Origin of the sequence: Microcoleus sp. A006_D1, assembly GCF_036702805.1 — a bacterium.
Taxonomy (GTDB): Bacteria; Cyanobacteriota; Cyanobacteriia; order Cyanobacteriales; family Microcoleaceae; genus Microcoleus.
In genome coordinates this window covers 40,417-54,065 of sequence record NZ_JAUBVZ010000013.1, presented here as the reverse complement: position 1 = coordinate 54,065, position 13,649 = coordinate 40,417, and the positions used below count along the sequence as shown (strand labels likewise).

11 protein-coding genes are annotated in these 13,649 nt (G+C 46.9%); 5 read left to right on the top strand and 6 right to left on the bottom strand.

Translation table 11 applies throughout. The features are described 5' to 3' along the window. The first annotated feature begins 439 nt into the window (after nucleotides 1-439). On the top strand, nucleotides 440-1,051 hold the full coding sequence (locus QUB68_RS21515; RefSeq protein ID WP_332996419.1) for a DUF4126 domain-containing protein: 612 nt from the start codon (nucleotides 440-442) through the stop codon (nucleotides 1,049-1,051). 370 nt (nucleotides 1,052-1,421) lie between these two features. Here the strand turns inward: QUB68_RS21515 and hemH are convergent, their stop codons facing one another. Beyond that, nucleotides 1,422-2,585, bottom strand: a complete 1,164-nt coding sequence (gene hemH, locus QUB68_RS21510; protein WP_332996233.1) for a ferrochelatase — start codon at nucleotides 2,583-2,585, stop codon at nucleotides 1,422-1,424. Nucleotides 2,586-2,691: 106 nt separating this feature from the next. On the opposite strand from hemH, the gene QUB68_RS21505 reads away from it, so the two are divergent. Beyond that, nucleotides 2,692-3,342 (top strand): class I SAM-dependent methyltransferase, encoded by a 651-nt coding sequence (locus QUB68_RS21505; protein WP_332996231.1) that lies wholly within the window; start codon nucleotides 2,692-2,694, stop codon nucleotides 3,340-3,342. Here the strand turns inward: QUB68_RS21505 and QUB68_RS21500 are convergent. The 3 genes from QUB68_RS21500 to QUB68_RS21490 all read right to left on the bottom strand — a co-directional run bounded on the left by QUB68_RS21500 (nucleotide 3,339) and on the right by QUB68_RS21490 (nucleotide 6,275). Beyond that, complete coding sequence (locus QUB68_RS21500; protein ID WP_332996229.1) at nucleotides 3,339-4,457, bottom strand: hypothetical protein; 1,119 nt, start codon at nucleotides 4,455-4,457, stop codon at nucleotides 3,339-3,341. The genes QUB68_RS21505 and QUB68_RS21500 overlap by 4 nt on opposite strands. Before the next feature lie 644 nt (nucleotides 4,458-5,101). Then, nucleotides 5,102-5,839, bottom strand: coding sequence for a DUF547 domain-containing protein (locus tag QUB68_RS21495; protein WP_332996228.1), 738 nt, complete (start codon nucleotides 5,837-5,839; stop codon nucleotides 5,102-5,104). A gap of 46 nt (nucleotides 5,840-5,885) precedes the next feature. Further along, nucleotides 5,886-6,275, bottom strand: coding sequence for a pentapeptide repeat-containing protein (locus tag QUB68_RS21490; protein WP_332996227.1), 390 nt, complete (start codon nucleotides 6,273-6,275; stop codon nucleotides 5,886-5,888). Between the two features lie 129 nt (nucleotides 6,276-6,404). Between QUB68_RS21490 and QUB68_RS21485 the strand changes: the two genes are divergently transcribed. Beyond that, nucleotides 6,405-7,883, top strand: a complete 1,479-nt coding sequence (locus QUB68_RS21485; protein ID WP_332996225.1) for a bifunctional orotidine-5'-phosphate decarboxylase/orotate phosphoribosyltransferase — start codon at nucleotides 6,405-6,407, stop codon at nucleotides 7,881-7,883. 207 nt (nucleotides 7,884-8,090) lie between these two features. Here the strand turns inward: QUB68_RS21485 and leuB are convergent, their stop codons facing one another. Continuing rightward, complete coding sequence (gene leuB / locus QUB68_RS21480) at nucleotides 8,091-9,176, bottom strand: 3-isopropylmalate dehydrogenase (protein WP_332996223.1); 1,086 nt, start codon at nucleotides 9,174-9,176, stop codon at nucleotides 8,091-8,093. A 244-nt stretch (nucleotides 9,177-9,420) separates the two neighbouring features. Here leuB and QUB68_RS21475 point away from each other — a divergent pair, with 244 nt between their 5' ends. Further along, nucleotides 9,421-10,221 carry a Uma2 family endonuclease gene (locus QUB68_RS21475; protein ID WP_332996221.1) on the top strand — a complete coding sequence of 267 codons (801 nt, stop codon included), beginning with the start codon at nucleotides 9,421-9,423 and terminating at the stop codon, nucleotides 10,219-10,221. A 217-nt stretch (nucleotides 10,222-10,438) separates the two neighbouring features. After that, nucleotides 10,439-11,644: a DUF4336 domain-containing protein gene (locus tag QUB68_RS21470; protein ID WP_332996219.1), complete on the top strand. Its 1,206-nt coding sequence runs from the start codon at nucleotides 10,439-10,441 to the stop codon at nucleotides 11,642-11,644. A gap of 56 nt (nucleotides 11,645-11,700) precedes the next feature. On the opposite strand, the gene QUB68_RS21465 is transcribed toward QUB68_RS21470, so the two are convergent. Continuing rightward, the gene (locus tag QUB68_RS21465) at nucleotides 11,701-13,485 is read right to left on the bottom strand and encodes a metallophosphoesterase family protein (RefSeq protein ID WP_332996216.1); all 1,785 of its coding nucleotides are present in this window, start codon (nucleotides 13,483-13,485) and stop codon (nucleotides 11,701-11,703) included. Between the last annotated feature and the right edge of the window lie 164 nt (nucleotides 13,486-13,649).

The window sequence follows — 13,649 nt, the reverse complement described above, 5'->3', positions numbered from 1 at the left end:
GCAGTTGACAGTTGACAGTTGACAGCTTGCCATGAGCGCAGTAGAAGGGTTGGCAGTTGTCATTAGTCATTAGTCATCAGGAAGAGGAAAGACGGGAAAAGGAAGAAGGAAGAGGGAAAATAGGGGAGTGATTTGCCGGAAAATTTTGGGTTAGGTGGTATTTGAAATTTAATTATTTCGGCTTAACTGTTGGTTTTTCGATACTTTCTAATTTAATCACGATCGCGGTTTAGTTCTGCACAAGCGCCTTCTACTTTGTGTCGATCGACAATCCTACAGTCCCAAGCAGCAATTCAGCAAATACACTTACAATAGACAGAGATATTTAAGCTCAAGTAGTAATTTGAGTTCGATCGCTCAAATCATAGCCAGCCACCAGGGGAATTAAATTCTGAAATCGATCGACGCTGTAGCTGACGTTATGAACTGAATTATGATGATGGTTGGACTCCTAGCCGCGCTCTCTGCGTCTGCGGCGGGGGGTATGAGAATTGCCCTGCCCCTGCTGTTAATTGGTTTGTTGCGGATTGACAAACTTTGGTCGGAAATACCTTTATTGTCTCGGGTTCACCCCCAAGTGGCGATATCGATTTTGGTGAGTTGGTCGCTGTTAGAGTTATTTGCTTCTAAAACCTTTGTGGGACAGCGGGTGCTGCAAGTTGTGCAAATTATTTTCAGTCCTATTGTAGGAGCAATTATGGGCATTGCGATCGCTCAGGTAAGTTCTATCGACGAAATTACTGCTCACCCTTGGATGCTGTGGATTATTGGTGTTGTCGGAGGTTTGTTGGCTTTAGTGCTGCAACTGGTACAAGCAGGATGGCTTTACCGACTACATATTTTACCGATTTGGGTGATTTTTCTGCAAGATGTTCTGTGTATTTCCTTGGTTTTGTTTGCTTTTGATGCCCCGAGAGAGGGTGCGTTAATTGCTATGCTGCTGCTGTGGCTGGCTATTCGCAGTTCTAAGGAGTGGTATCAATGGTACAGAATTCAGGGAATACCGGGCGATAAGGGAAATCCCCGCCGCCGCAAGCTCGATCCAGATTAGTTTAGTCTCGAAGGAAAAACCGCCCTCTTGCGGTTTTTAGACGCGCGGGGCGGGTTTTGGATCGAGATTGTTTGTCTGGTGTTGATGTCAAGAATCGCCTGTAACCCTTTGTATTTCTCATTTGTTGCCGAGGCCAGATCCCCCTAAATCCCCCTTAAGAAGGGGGACTTTGAGCCGTTTCCTGTCCCCCCCTTCTTAAGGGGAGTAGGGGTCGACGCAAGAGCCGTTTCCTGTCCCCCCCTTCTTAAGGGGGGCTAGGGGGGATCTAGACTTGGATACAAACCAGAGATCTAAAGGATTTTAGACTTAAGTTGACACCACTGATTGCGGACTGAAACCGGCCCTAAAGATCGATCGCACAACTGATTTTTCAAAGCAAGCCGATCGAGTGTAGCGGGCCTTGACCCGTAATTAACTCGATCACTAATGCTATAAAACCAACCATTGCTACACGACCGTTCCAGACTTCCGCCCCCGTCGTCAAACCCCACTGCCATTGCTCTTGAGGGTACATCTTCACTTTCTTGGAAGGGCGTATCACATCAGAGAATTTAACGCTGGGAGATTCGATAGACTCGATGACTAAATCGGCCAAGGCCTCAATAAACACCGGATGAGTATTCAAAGCCGGGACTCGGTAGAAATTTTCAATCCCCGACTCTTCGGCCAATTCTCGATACTCCATGTCAATTTCTTGGAGAGTTTCGATGTGCTCGGAAACAAAACTAATCGGAACTACCAACAAATCTTGGACTCCACTTTCTGCCAATTCAGTAATCGCGTCTTCGGTGTAAGGCTTGAGCCATTCCACCGGGCCGACCCGACTTTGATAGGCTAGAGTGTGTTCGTTCGATCGATTCAAATGTTCCATAATCAGACGAGTGCAATCTTGGATCTCGCGCTGATACGGGTCTCCAGCCTCTTCTACGTAGCTGAGGGGAACGCCGTGGGCGCTGAAAAAGATGTGAACTCGATCGGGATTTGGGTTGTGGTCTAGTTCTTGGGCGATCAGTTCCGACATTGCCTGAATGTAGCCAGGCCGCTGATACCAAGAAGGAATGGCGGTATATTCAATCTCCTTGAGGGCTGGATCTTTGCCCCACATTTCTTCTAGCTGCCGGAAACTAGAACCGCTGGTGCTGATCGAAAATTGAGGATACAGCGGCAAGATTGTCAAGTGTTCGATGCGATCGCGCTTAATTTTGGCGATCGCCTCTTCGGTAAAAGGATGCCAGTAGCGCATCCCCACGTATACTCGGGCATCCTGTCCCTTCGACTGCAAGAGTTCTTGCAGCGAAGCGGCTTGTTCTTCGGTAATTCTGCGCAAAGGAGACCCGCCCCCGATTAGGCGGTAGTTTTCCTGGGATTTCTGAAACCGCAGGGTCGAAATCAACCACGCGAGGGGTTTTTGCAGCCACGGCAACGGAATGCGAATGATTTCCGGGTCAGCAAACAAGTTGAACAGGAAAGGACGGACATCCTCGATTTTATCTGGCCCGCCCAAGTTTAATAGCAATACTCCCACACGACCCATAGCGGTTACAGTTCTCCCATTGTTTTAGTTTTGTTAATTATCTTTATCATAATCATATAACTTAATAATATCTTAAGTCGATAGCAAGGTATACATAATTTTGACTATGGCAACAATTTTGAGAGATTTAAGTTATCGGTATCAGTGGCTGTACGATGCGATCGCGCGTCTGGCTGCTTTGAGCGTAGGTGGCGAGGCTCGTTTTCGCCAACTAGCCTTAGCAAATTTGACCCTGGGCGCGGAAACTAAAATTTTAGACCTTTGTTGCGGTAGCGGTCAAACTACGCAATTTCTGGTGCAATATTCCCAGGATGTCACAGGACTCGACGCTTCGCCATTGTCGCTGGAACGGGCAAGAAAAAATGTGCCATCAGCCAATTATGTAGAAGCTTTTGCCGAGTCCATGCCTTTTTCCGACAGTCACTTTGACTTGGTGCACAGCAGTGTTGCGATGCACGAAATGCAGCCCGCACAGTTGAGGAAAATCTTTCACGAAGTTTACCGCGTACTCAAGCCGGGAGGTCTCTTCATTTTGGTAGATTTTCATCAACCGACAAATCCGGTATTTTGGCCGGGGTTGGCTGTGTTTTTGTGGTTGTTTGAGACTGAAACTGCTTGGCAGTTAATCCAAACTGACTTGGGAAGTTTGTTGGCCGATGTGGGATTTCAACCCTACAATTCCGACGCAACTCAACAACCTAAACTTTATGCTGGCGGCAGCATTCAGGTAATTCAAGTTCAAAAGTCAATTGACTAAATAAACTTTTTCGCTTCAGCCAAAGCCGCCTCAAACTTGAGCAATACATCCTTTTCTGTGTGAATAACTTTCTCTTGTTCCAGTAGCGGGCGACCAAACCGAAAAATGCCGTCTTGCTCTACGTGGTCTACATAAGGCAGCGTTTCTGGATGAGGCAAAAATTTTCTGCCGATGGTGTAAGGTGTGTGGAAAGAAAAGCTAAAATCGGGAAACTTGTCGCTCTTGATTTCGAGATAGTAAAGCGAGTAATAATCTTTGGTTTCAGAGTACACACATTCACGACACCTATTTACCAGTTTGCGGTTCTGATTAAGAAACTCCCACTTGTCCCAATAGTAGCCATCTTTCATCATTTCCTGGTGGTCATCGCACAGTTCTAGATATAATTTATCAGCACCGGGAGGACGATAGAAGTAAAGCATGGCGTAGGGCATCTCAATCAGTAACTTAACTGCTTGATTTTTGCGCTCGTACCATTCCTGTTGGTGAATTTCGTAGATTTCGTTAGATGTAATTGCTTTACTATTGAGCTGATTTTCTTTTGCCCACCGCGATGCCCAAACTGTCCAGTAGGCTAGCTGGAATGTTGCTGATATTTCCGCTGAACCTTGTTCTTTCCAGTCGGCAATGATTTTTTTCCAAGCTGAACTAAAAGCTAGTCGCGATTGTTCATTTTGTTCGCAGTTTTCTGTATTGATTGAGGCGGGTTTTTGGCGATTATTTTGAATCAGCCCTTTGGGTTCTTGGCGCCAGTTATTAATATCTGTTTGGGTGAGACTTAAGATGAATCTTCTGTCGTGAACGGGATATTCTAAGTGGATTCCTGATTTGCGAAAAGAGCGGTATTCTAAAATAGGGAGCTTGCCTTGTTCAATCCACTGCTGGCGTTCTGCTGCCGAACACTTGAGCAGTTCTTCTAATTCTACCGGATCGACGGCTAATTCACTTTTGAATGTCTCCCAAAATCTTTGTTGTTCGGCTGCGTTTACTTCTAGCACGGATACAACTGTGCTGACGAGGTGATCTGTTTTGTCTTGGCAATTGTCGGGAAGTCCTAAAAATTCGAGGAGTTGGGTCTTGAGTATGCGTCTGGCAGAGATTAGCTCGGCTAACATGAGAAGCTCCAGTAGAGTCTGAACTTGCAACCTTGAATTCGCAAGATTTGTGCAAGTCTTATATATCTTAATAGATTCTATTGAGTTGTCAGCAATTGAAATCAAATCCGTCAAGCGTAGCTATCCCTCTTCAGGAATTGACCTTTACCGATATCCCCACGGCCGCCGCACTGCTGTGTCATAGGCGCAACACGTTGATTTGACGGGATTTGAGCTTTCAGGTCGCGATCCCTCATCCACTCTCACCAAGCGCAAAAATACCCAAAACTCTCTCAAAAGGTCGATTCACGCTCGGGATAGCTACGCTTCACGACCAGGTGGCTCAACAGGCTAAAATCGATAATTGCGATCGCGCACCCACAAACTTACAGACACAGCCAGAAGACGCTGGCGGTTGAAACCAGGTTTATACAAACTCTCACCCGCTTCTATAGCGGGCTGAAGAATGGGCGGTGAAAATTACCTGATTTTCTTTATCCGAAAGAATTAGTTTAAAGCCCCAAGCCTTGTAGGGAGAAATTAAAATCAGACTATTCATTACTCCAATCCTCGGACTTCCAGGTAGAGGTCGCTCTCAACTGTCAACTGTCAACTGTCAACTGAATGAAACCCTCGCTCGGACTACCCTTGTCGAAGGCTGACGCCTAGGTTTTTGCAGACGCGGTTTCCATCTCCGTCCGATATTGATTTAAATTCCAATCGTAGGGCAAAAAAACGATCGCCCATTCATCGCTCACAGCCACCTCCGGCCCCAAATAACCGCCCGCATAGGCAGCTACCGAGCCCGCCGCCTTCACAAAATCTTCGCCGTACCACTTAAAAATTTTGCTCAAATAAAGCGTCTTTTTCCCAGCATCGTACCGCACCTTATCGGGATTGTGAATAAAACTACTCGCATCTGTCTCCAGTTGAGTCCGCACAGACTCCGGGAAATAAGCGCCCCGGCGCAGCAGCGGGCACCCGACGGAAGCGCAAACTAAGGCAAAATGGATGCGCGGTTCGGCAAATTCCGGCCGCAAAATTGCGTGTTCGATTTGATTGAGACTGTACTTTCTGCCGCCAATCATCGAGTTTGAACGGGTGAAAAACTCCAGAAAACCCAGCCAGTTTGGAATTCCTAAAATTTTGGGACGGATGGACGCGATGGGATATACTTCAAGGACTTGAGAAATTGCGATCGCATTGTACGCATTCAGCCACAGCGCCAGCCGCGCATCTGCATCTGTAACAGCAGCTAAATCTACATCTGCCAAAGTTCCCAGCCACTTGCTCAAAACATCCGCCGACTCAGCTTTCCAGCGCCGATAATTGACGCGGCCGAAATCGTCAACGTAGCGTTGCAGCAAATCGTCCCAAGTCGAAAAGTCGATCGAATTTATCATTCATTGCTATCCACATTCTAAGGCCGGCATTGCTTTAGCTTCTGATCTATTTAATACTACCGTCAATCCAAGTAGCCCCTTTCAGTTGAGCATTTTCCAAATTTGCCCCTGTCAAATCTGCCCCAATCAAATTAGCGTCAGTCAAATTAGCGCCTGCTAAATTAGCTTGTCGCAAAGAAGCCCCGCCCAGGAAAGCCCCGCTCAAATTTGCCCCGGATAAATTAGCTTCCCTAAGATTTGCGCCTCTCAAATCCGCCCCTTGCAAATCGGCATTTGCTAAACTCGCTTGCAGCAGGGGAATGCTTCTTAAATCGCATCCCGGACATTGGTTAGTTTGCCGCAACTGGTTAACTTGCTGAGGATTAGCTGCAATCACCGCTGTAGCAAACCCGAATATCAGTCCGAATGAAACTGCTCCCAAAGTTACAGATTTCATGGTCTTTACCTTCTACAATTATAAAAGATTCTTAATTTAAACTTCAACGGGGGTCGGTTTATTCCGGCACAACACCAATCCCAGTTTCCGATGCAAATTTGTAATTTTTCCTTACCTCCCCAACCAACTATGACCGATAAAACCAACTTTTTTGATAAACTGTTAGCGGCTGTTGAAAGCAATCAAAGTTTGCTGTATTTAGCCCTCGACCCCGACCCGGAAACCTTGCCCGCGCTGGTTTCGATGACAGTCGAGGAAACTCAAAGTTTTGTAACTGATTTGTTGGAAAGGTTGAAAAGTGCGATCGACCAAACCGCAGATTTAATTTGTGCCTGCAAAATCACCCTCGGTTTTTATCAATCTCTCGGCATTCCCGGCTGGCAACTGCTGCAACAAATTTTAACGATTATTCCCCCTGACATTCCAGTAATTTTAGATGCGAAACACAGCGATTTAAACACCAGCGCAGTTTTTGCGAAAACCGTATTTCAAGACTGGCAATTTGATGCTATTACCTTAAGTCCCTATGCGGGATTCGACGCAGCAGCGCCATTTTTATTATATCCTGGAAAAACACTTTTTGTGCTCTGTGCCACGGCCAACCCGTCAGCCGCCGCATTGCAAGAATACCCGACAGCAGAAAACCCTTTGTACTTGCAATTAGTCCGAGACTCTCAAACTTGGGGAACTCCCGAACAACTCGGTTTAGAAGTAGGAGTAATGCCGGATATGTTGGCGCGCATCCGCAAAGCAGCTCCTGAACGGCTGATTTTAGTGGAAGGAGATATCGCCGAAGAAAATGACTTGACAGAAGAAAACGAACTCGCACAACTGCTGGCGGCTGGTTTAAGCAAGAATGGTGAGGGTTTATTGCTGCCAGTCCCCCCGAGTTTATTGGCGGGGAAAGAGCCACGCCGAGAAATTGAGAAATTACGGGATAATATTAACAAAGAGAGGCTACGGGCGATCGCAGGAAGTCCCACTTGCGAATTGTGGCTACCGGATGTTTGCTTTTTGCAACCAGAGCCCAACCGCGATTTAATCTTGCAACTTTATGACATTGGCTGCGTAGTTTTTGGCGACCACGTACAAGCATCCGGCGCTACATTTCCATATTACATTGATTTGCGTAAAATCATCTCAATTCCGCAAATTTTCCATCAAATTGTCAGCGCCTATGCAGACATTCTCAAGGATTTAAAATTCGATCGCATTGCGGGCATTCCCTACGGTTCTTTACCCACAGCAACAGGTTTAGCATTGCGGATGGAACGCCCGATGATTTTCCCGCGCAAGGAGGTGAAAACCTACGGCGCGGGTAAGTTAATTGAGGGGCATTTTCAGGCAGGAGAAACTATTGTTGTAGTCGATGATATTTTGATTAGCGGTAAGAGTGTGATGGAAGGTGCGGGAAAGTTAAAATCTGCGGGATTGAAGGTGGAAGATATTGTGGTTTTGATTGACCACGAACAGGGAGTCAAAGATAAATTGCAAGCTAATGGTTATCGGGCTCATTCTGTGCTAGGGCTTTCGGAAATCGCTAAGATTTTGTATCAAGCAAATCGCATTGATACTGAGCAATTTAATATGTTGACAGCGGAAGGTTAAGTCCCAATTCCTGTAGGGGCGGGTTCGCCGATATCTATGAAACCCATAAACAATCTCATAAACCCGCCCTCTTCGCTGATTTACATCAACATCTTACCCAATGAATTAATGGTACATTTTGATTTTTGGTTGGGTGGGGGCGGGTTTACGAGATTATTTATCTTAGGCATAGATGGTTGGTGAACCCGCCCCTACGAGCCAATTCAATCAACCTTGCAAAACTTCAATTAAAGCATTGCCCATCGCGCGACAACCGACCAGTTTCATGCCTTCCGACATGATATCGCCAGTGCGATAACCTCGATCCAAAACTTCCACAACCGCTTGCTCAATTTTATCAGCAGCTTCCGGCTGATTTAAGCCATAGCGCAGCATCATGGCGGCGCTTAAAACTTGGGCGATGGGATTAGCTTTATCTTGTCCGGCGATGTCCGGCGCAGAACCGTGCACGGGCTCGAAAACTCCTGGCCCATTTGCTCCCAAACTAGCAGAAGGCAGCATTCCAATACTACCAGTTAGCATCGCCGCCGCATCGGAAAGAATGTCGCCGAATAAATTGCCTGTGACAATTGTATCGAACTGTTTCGGCCAGCGAATTAACTGCATCGCTGCGTTGTCAACATAAAGGTGAGAAAGTTCCACATCAGGGTATTCTGAAGAAAGGGCAATTATGCGATCGCGCCACAGTTGCGAAACGTCCAAAACATTCGCCTTATCAACGGAACACAGCCTTTTCCCGCGCTTCCTGGCAGTCTCAAAAGCGACGCGCCCGATTCTGTCAATTTCCGACTCGGTGTAAGCCATCGTATTCACACCGCGTTTTTCGCCAGTTTCCGTTGCAAAAATGCCTTTCGGTTTGCCGAAATAAATCCCGCCGGTGAGTTCGCGGATGACCATAATATCTACGCCTTCGACAACTTCCCGTTTCAAACTAGAAGCATCAACTAATTGCGGTAAAATAGTCGCAGGACGCAAATTTGCAAACAATCCCAATCCGGCGCGCAGTCCTAACAATCCAGTTTCCGGGCGCTGTTCGCGGGGCAAATTATCCCACTTGTAACCGCCGATGGCTGCTAATAATATAGCATCGCTGTTGCGGCACTTTTCTAAAGTTTCTTCTGGTAGCGGATTGCCTGTGGCATCAATAGCAGCGCCGCCCATTAAAGCTGTTTGAAATTCAAAGCCAATGTCCAATTGTGTGCCGACAAGTTTCAGGACATCTACCGCTACAGCGATAATTTCAGGGCCGATGCCGTCTCCGGGTAAAAGAGTGATGCGGTAGTTTTGAGTCATATCATTTTCGAGTTTTGATTTGAGATCTGAGATTGAGTTGACGGGAATTATTTAAGTAGGTAAGTACCAAAAAACATAGTATATTGTAGGGGCGGGTTTAGCTAACAATCTCTGATACAATCGAGTGAAAAAGTGCAAAACCCGCCCTCCCCATCTAATGTTTATTTGTAACCACGTACTGAGCAATCCAAGACATTCTCACAAGGCTATAATCATATCAGGATAAGCAACCTCAGAATTCATTATGACATTCCCGACTTACCCGCCTGCTCAAGCTGAACCGCCTCTAGACCCCCGGCAGAGTTTGCCAACAATGTACGATTTACCTAGCGAAGACCCAAAGGAGCCCGGTTTGCCTGATACATTTCATTTAGATCAGCCGCAACTCTTGGAATTCACGTTTTTGCCGCCGGGATGGGATGCGGAGCAAGTATTTACAGCCTGTTACCTAAATTTATATTACGATGCAACACAGCCGCGCTGGCATAAACGCCCGGATTGGTTTGCTGCGGTGGGTGTACCAAGGCTTTATCAAGGGCGCGATATGCGTTTGAGTTATGTAGTTTGGCAAGAACGGGTAAATCCGTTTGTGGTGGTGGAATTGCTGTCGCCGGGAACTGAGGATGAAGATTTGGGGCGGACTGTTCAGCAAGCTGGGGAACCGCCGACTAAGTGGCAAGTTTATGAACAAATTTTGCGGATTCCTTACTATTTTGTGTTCAGTCGCTACACGGATGAATTGCAAGCTTTTCATCTCGTAGGAGGTCATTATGAACCTGCACAATTAATTGATGGGCGGTTATTTATTCCTGAGTTGCAGTTGAGTTTAGGTTGGTGGCAAGGCACTTATAAGAGTATGAATCGTTTGTGGCTGCGGTGGTTTACTGCCGAAGGAGGGTTGATTTTGAGTCCGGGTGAAAGGGCAACTGCTGCGGAACGGCAACTGATAGAATATCAACAGCAACTCATAGAATCTCAACAGCGAGAGGAAAGACTGGCGGCGCGGTTGCGGGAATTAGGCATCGATCCTGAACAGTTGGTTTAATAATCTCGATCGCACTTTGACCTCAGAAACCCGGTTTCTTCCCATATTTCTCGTTAATAAACCCAAAACTCGTAGAAACCGGGTTTCTCGCCCCCATACGTAATTCTTGCTTGAGTATTTCAAAAGCCCGATCGCTAATCCGCGTCACAAGATTGAAATAAGATAACAAAAGTTCGATCGCACGCACATACAAAAAAATCGGCAAGGAGTCGCACCAGTGGCAGAGGGCGAAGGCACACCAACATCAGAAAAGATTGACAATCGGGACTACTCATGGCCCTTTTGGCCCGTAGTCCCCATCTATCCCTACAGCAGGCGGCGCACCATCCGCAAGGAAATAGTCAAAGACAAAATCTGGACTTTTGACCAGCTACAAGGCATTTTCTACGTTGTCGTGCCGATTCGGATGACAGTAATTAAACTAGAACCCGCAGGCCTTCTCGTCTACGCCCCCGTCGCCCCGACTCCTGAGTGCATCCGCTTGGTAAACGAGTTAGTCGCAGAGCACGGCGAAGTTAAGTATATCCTGCTGACAACGGTTTCGGGCATCGAACACAAGGTGTTTGTCGGCCCATTTGCGAGGTGTTTTCCCCAAGCGCAGGTGTTAGTCGCCCCGCAGCAGTGGAGTTTCCCCGTCAATTTGCCGCTGAGTTGGCTGGGTTTGCCGGCCAAACGCACGTCTGTACTGCCCTCTGACAGCAGCAACACGCCTCTTGCAGATGAATTTGACTGGGCAATCCTGGGCCCGATCAACCTTGGCTTAGGTTTCTTTGCCGAAGTTGCTTTATTTCACAGGGAATCGCGCACGCTAATGTTAACAGATTCCGTGGTTTCCATTCCCGAAAACCCGCCCGCGATCGTCCAATTCGACTCGTACCCGCTGCTGTTTCACGCCAAAGACAGCGCCTTGGACGTGGTGGCAGACACCCACGAAAATCGGTGCAAGGGGTGGCAGAGAATCGCCTTATTTGCCATGTATTTTAGCCCCAGCGTGCTGGAAGTGCCGCCGTGGTCGGGGGTGTTAGCTAACGCCATGAAAGCGCCGGAACGCTCTAGGAAAGCTTATTTTGGGTTGTATCCGTTCCAGTGGAAAACTGATTGGGTGCGATCGTTCGAGGCTTTGCGCGGAGGAGGGCGGTTGTTGGTAGCGCCGATTTTGCAGGCTTTGATTCTCAACCGCGCGCCGAGGGAGACTCTCGATTGGGTGGATAGAGTCGCGAGTTGGGACTTTGACAGGATTGTACCTTGTCACTTCGATCGCGCGATCGACTGCAAACCGCATGAATTTCGGCAAGCTTTCTCGTTTCTGGAAAAACACTCGCCTGTTAATTCTTTACCCGAAGATGATTTTAAATTGCTCAGGGATATTGATGCTGGTTTGAGTAAAACTGGTTTGGTTCCGCCTGCGAAAGAGAAGGTTTAATCAATTAGAACGATAGGGTAAGGTGCGCATTGCGCACCCTACAAAACCGCACAAAATCACGAATTTCTCAACTTAAACTCATCAAACTTCACCACTGGCGACTCCGGTTTCCGCGTATCAAAATAATAGCTGCTAACTGTACCCTTCCCCGTATCAAAAACACTAAAAGCCGTAATATCATTACTCTCAATATACGGCAGCGGCCGCCCATCTTTCCCCAACAAAGGCGCCACAGTCGGCACCACAGGTTCCAATCCGTTCGGGTCTCCAATAGCGCTGTAATCTTCCCGATATCCCGGCGGCACAAATCGGCGCTTTTCCCCCGCAAACGCACCGTAACTGTTGCCCACATTAGAAGTCTCTAAAAAGTGCATTTCGCTGGAACTTACAAACCGATTCCACAAATGCGAATGTCCGTACAATACTAACTGCACTCCCGCTTTTTCTAGCAGCGGCACCACATCTCGAATCAGATAATCCTGTTGTTTCGGATACTCGTAACGCACCATCTTAATTTTGCCATCCGAAGTGCGATCGACTATTTGCACAGGGTCAGTATAAGCAGGTACAATATTGTCGCCCAGAGAATGCGGCGGGTGGTGAAACATCACAATTTTATATTTTGCCTGCTGGAATTCCGCACTATTTAACTCTTGTTGCAGCCAATTATATTGAGCGCTGCCCTTGACAATAGGCTCAAAAATATGCTGTCCGTATCCCCATTTTTCGGGACGATTAAAATCTTCGTCCCGTTCCCGATACCTGCCTCTCGCACCCGGATCTAAATTCGGAGTCCGCCAGATATTCGTAACATACAAAGTCACTAACCGCACGTCCCCAAAAGTCACGGCATAATAATTTTTGTCACTGGGTAAACTGAAAATTTCGTTGTAAGTATCGCTATTAAAACTATTGTTTTTCAAGCAAATATTTTTATCTTTCACCACAGATTTTTGAGTTGGGTATGGATATATTTTCTCCGCAGCAGCGCGGGGGAAAGGGTCATTAAACTGGTCGTTGAGGGTGCTGGTAGTTGAAAACCTACCCATAATTTCATGGTTCCCAATCGCCGGAAATAAAGGCGCGTGTTGGATCAGTTCGCCGCCGCTGTAAACTGTTTTGATGCCGTCTTTGTCCAGTTCCGAAAAGGCGCGGCCTTGCAAACCGGGGAAAAAGGCGCGGCCTCGGTAGTCGTCGAACCATTCCGAAGCGCGATCGGCTATATTAATTAAATCCCCAGCCATGAAAACTGCATCAACTTTATCAATTGTTTCTGCGACTTTCTGGAGATTTGCTGCTGTCATCGGCATCAATTGATGGTCGGAAGTCAGGAGGATTTTGAGCCCAATTCCTGCTGCTGGCGTCGGAGAAAGACTGAAAATTTTGCTGCTGACAGATGCGCCGTCATTCATGAAGCTAGTGACTAGATAAGGAATCCGAACACCAGGCATTAAATTGGTAACTTCTGCTTCGTGGCGCCAGATGTCGCGGACAATTGGATTATTGTCAATTATGCTTTGTTTGATTTCATCGGGAATTCGCGAGTCTTTATCTTCCCGAGTGCGACTTAGCTTGGTAGTATTTGCAGCGGCAATTTGACTCAAATTTTCGCCGTAAGCGACAGTGTTGCGAGTACCGGGAAATTCGGTAAACCAAACAACTCGCACCGAGTTGGCTGTTGGGAGTTGCAGAAACGGATCGGTTAAAAGTTGGGGTTTGTTGAGGTAAGATTGCATAGTGAAACCTAGCAAGAGGACAATCAAAATCAAAACAGCAAAAAACCAGGGGTTGCGAGAATAACCTTGAGGAATTTCTGATTTATCGGGCAAGGGTGTTAACATAAGTCATTAGTCATTAGTTTGTAGGGGCGGGTTTCACCAGCCAAATATAACTCCCAACCCAAATATATACAAACCCGCCCCCGCTTAGAATTTTAGACTACCAAAGTTATCAAAAAGTTAAGAAATTGTGAGAATATCTCAGATATCACAAACCTCAACTATTA

Coding starts and splice junctions, on each gene's coding strand:
- QUB68_RS21515 (WP_332996419.1), top strand. CDS start 440: ATGGTTGGACTCCTAGCCGCGCTCTCTGCGTCTGCGGCGGGGGGTATG.
- hemH (WP_332996233.1), bottom strand. CDS start 2,585: ATGGGTCGTGTGGGAGTATTGCTATTAAACTTGGGCGGGCCAGATAAA.
- QUB68_RS21505 (WP_332996231.1), top strand. CDS start 2,692: ATGGCAACAATTTTGAGAGATTTAAGTTATCGGTATCAGTGGCTGTAC.
- QUB68_RS21500 (WP_332996229.1), bottom strand. CDS start 4,457: ATGTTAGCCGAGCTAATCTCTGCCAGACGCATACTCAAGACCCAACTC.
- QUB68_RS21495 (WP_332996228.1), bottom strand. CDS start 5,839: ATGATAAATTCGATCGACTTTTCGACTTGGGACGATTTGCTGCAACGC.
- QUB68_RS21490 (WP_332996227.1), bottom strand. CDS start 6,275: ATGAAATCTGTAACTTTGGGAGCAGTTTCATTCGGACTGATATTCGGG.
- QUB68_RS21485 (WP_332996225.1), top strand. CDS start 6,405: ATGACCGATAAAACCAACTTTTTTGATAAACTGTTAGCGGCTGTTGAA.
- leuB (WP_332996223.1), bottom strand. CDS start 9,176: ATGACTCAAAACTACCGCATCACTCTTTTACCCGGAGACGGCATCGGC.
- QUB68_RS21475 (WP_332996221.1), top strand. CDS start 9,421: ATGACATTCCCGACTTACCCGCCTGCTCAAGCTGAACCGCCTCTAGAC.
- QUB68_RS21465 (WP_332996216.1), bottom strand. CDS start 13,485: ATGTTAACACCCTTGCCCGATAAATCAGAAATTCCTCAAGGTTATTCT.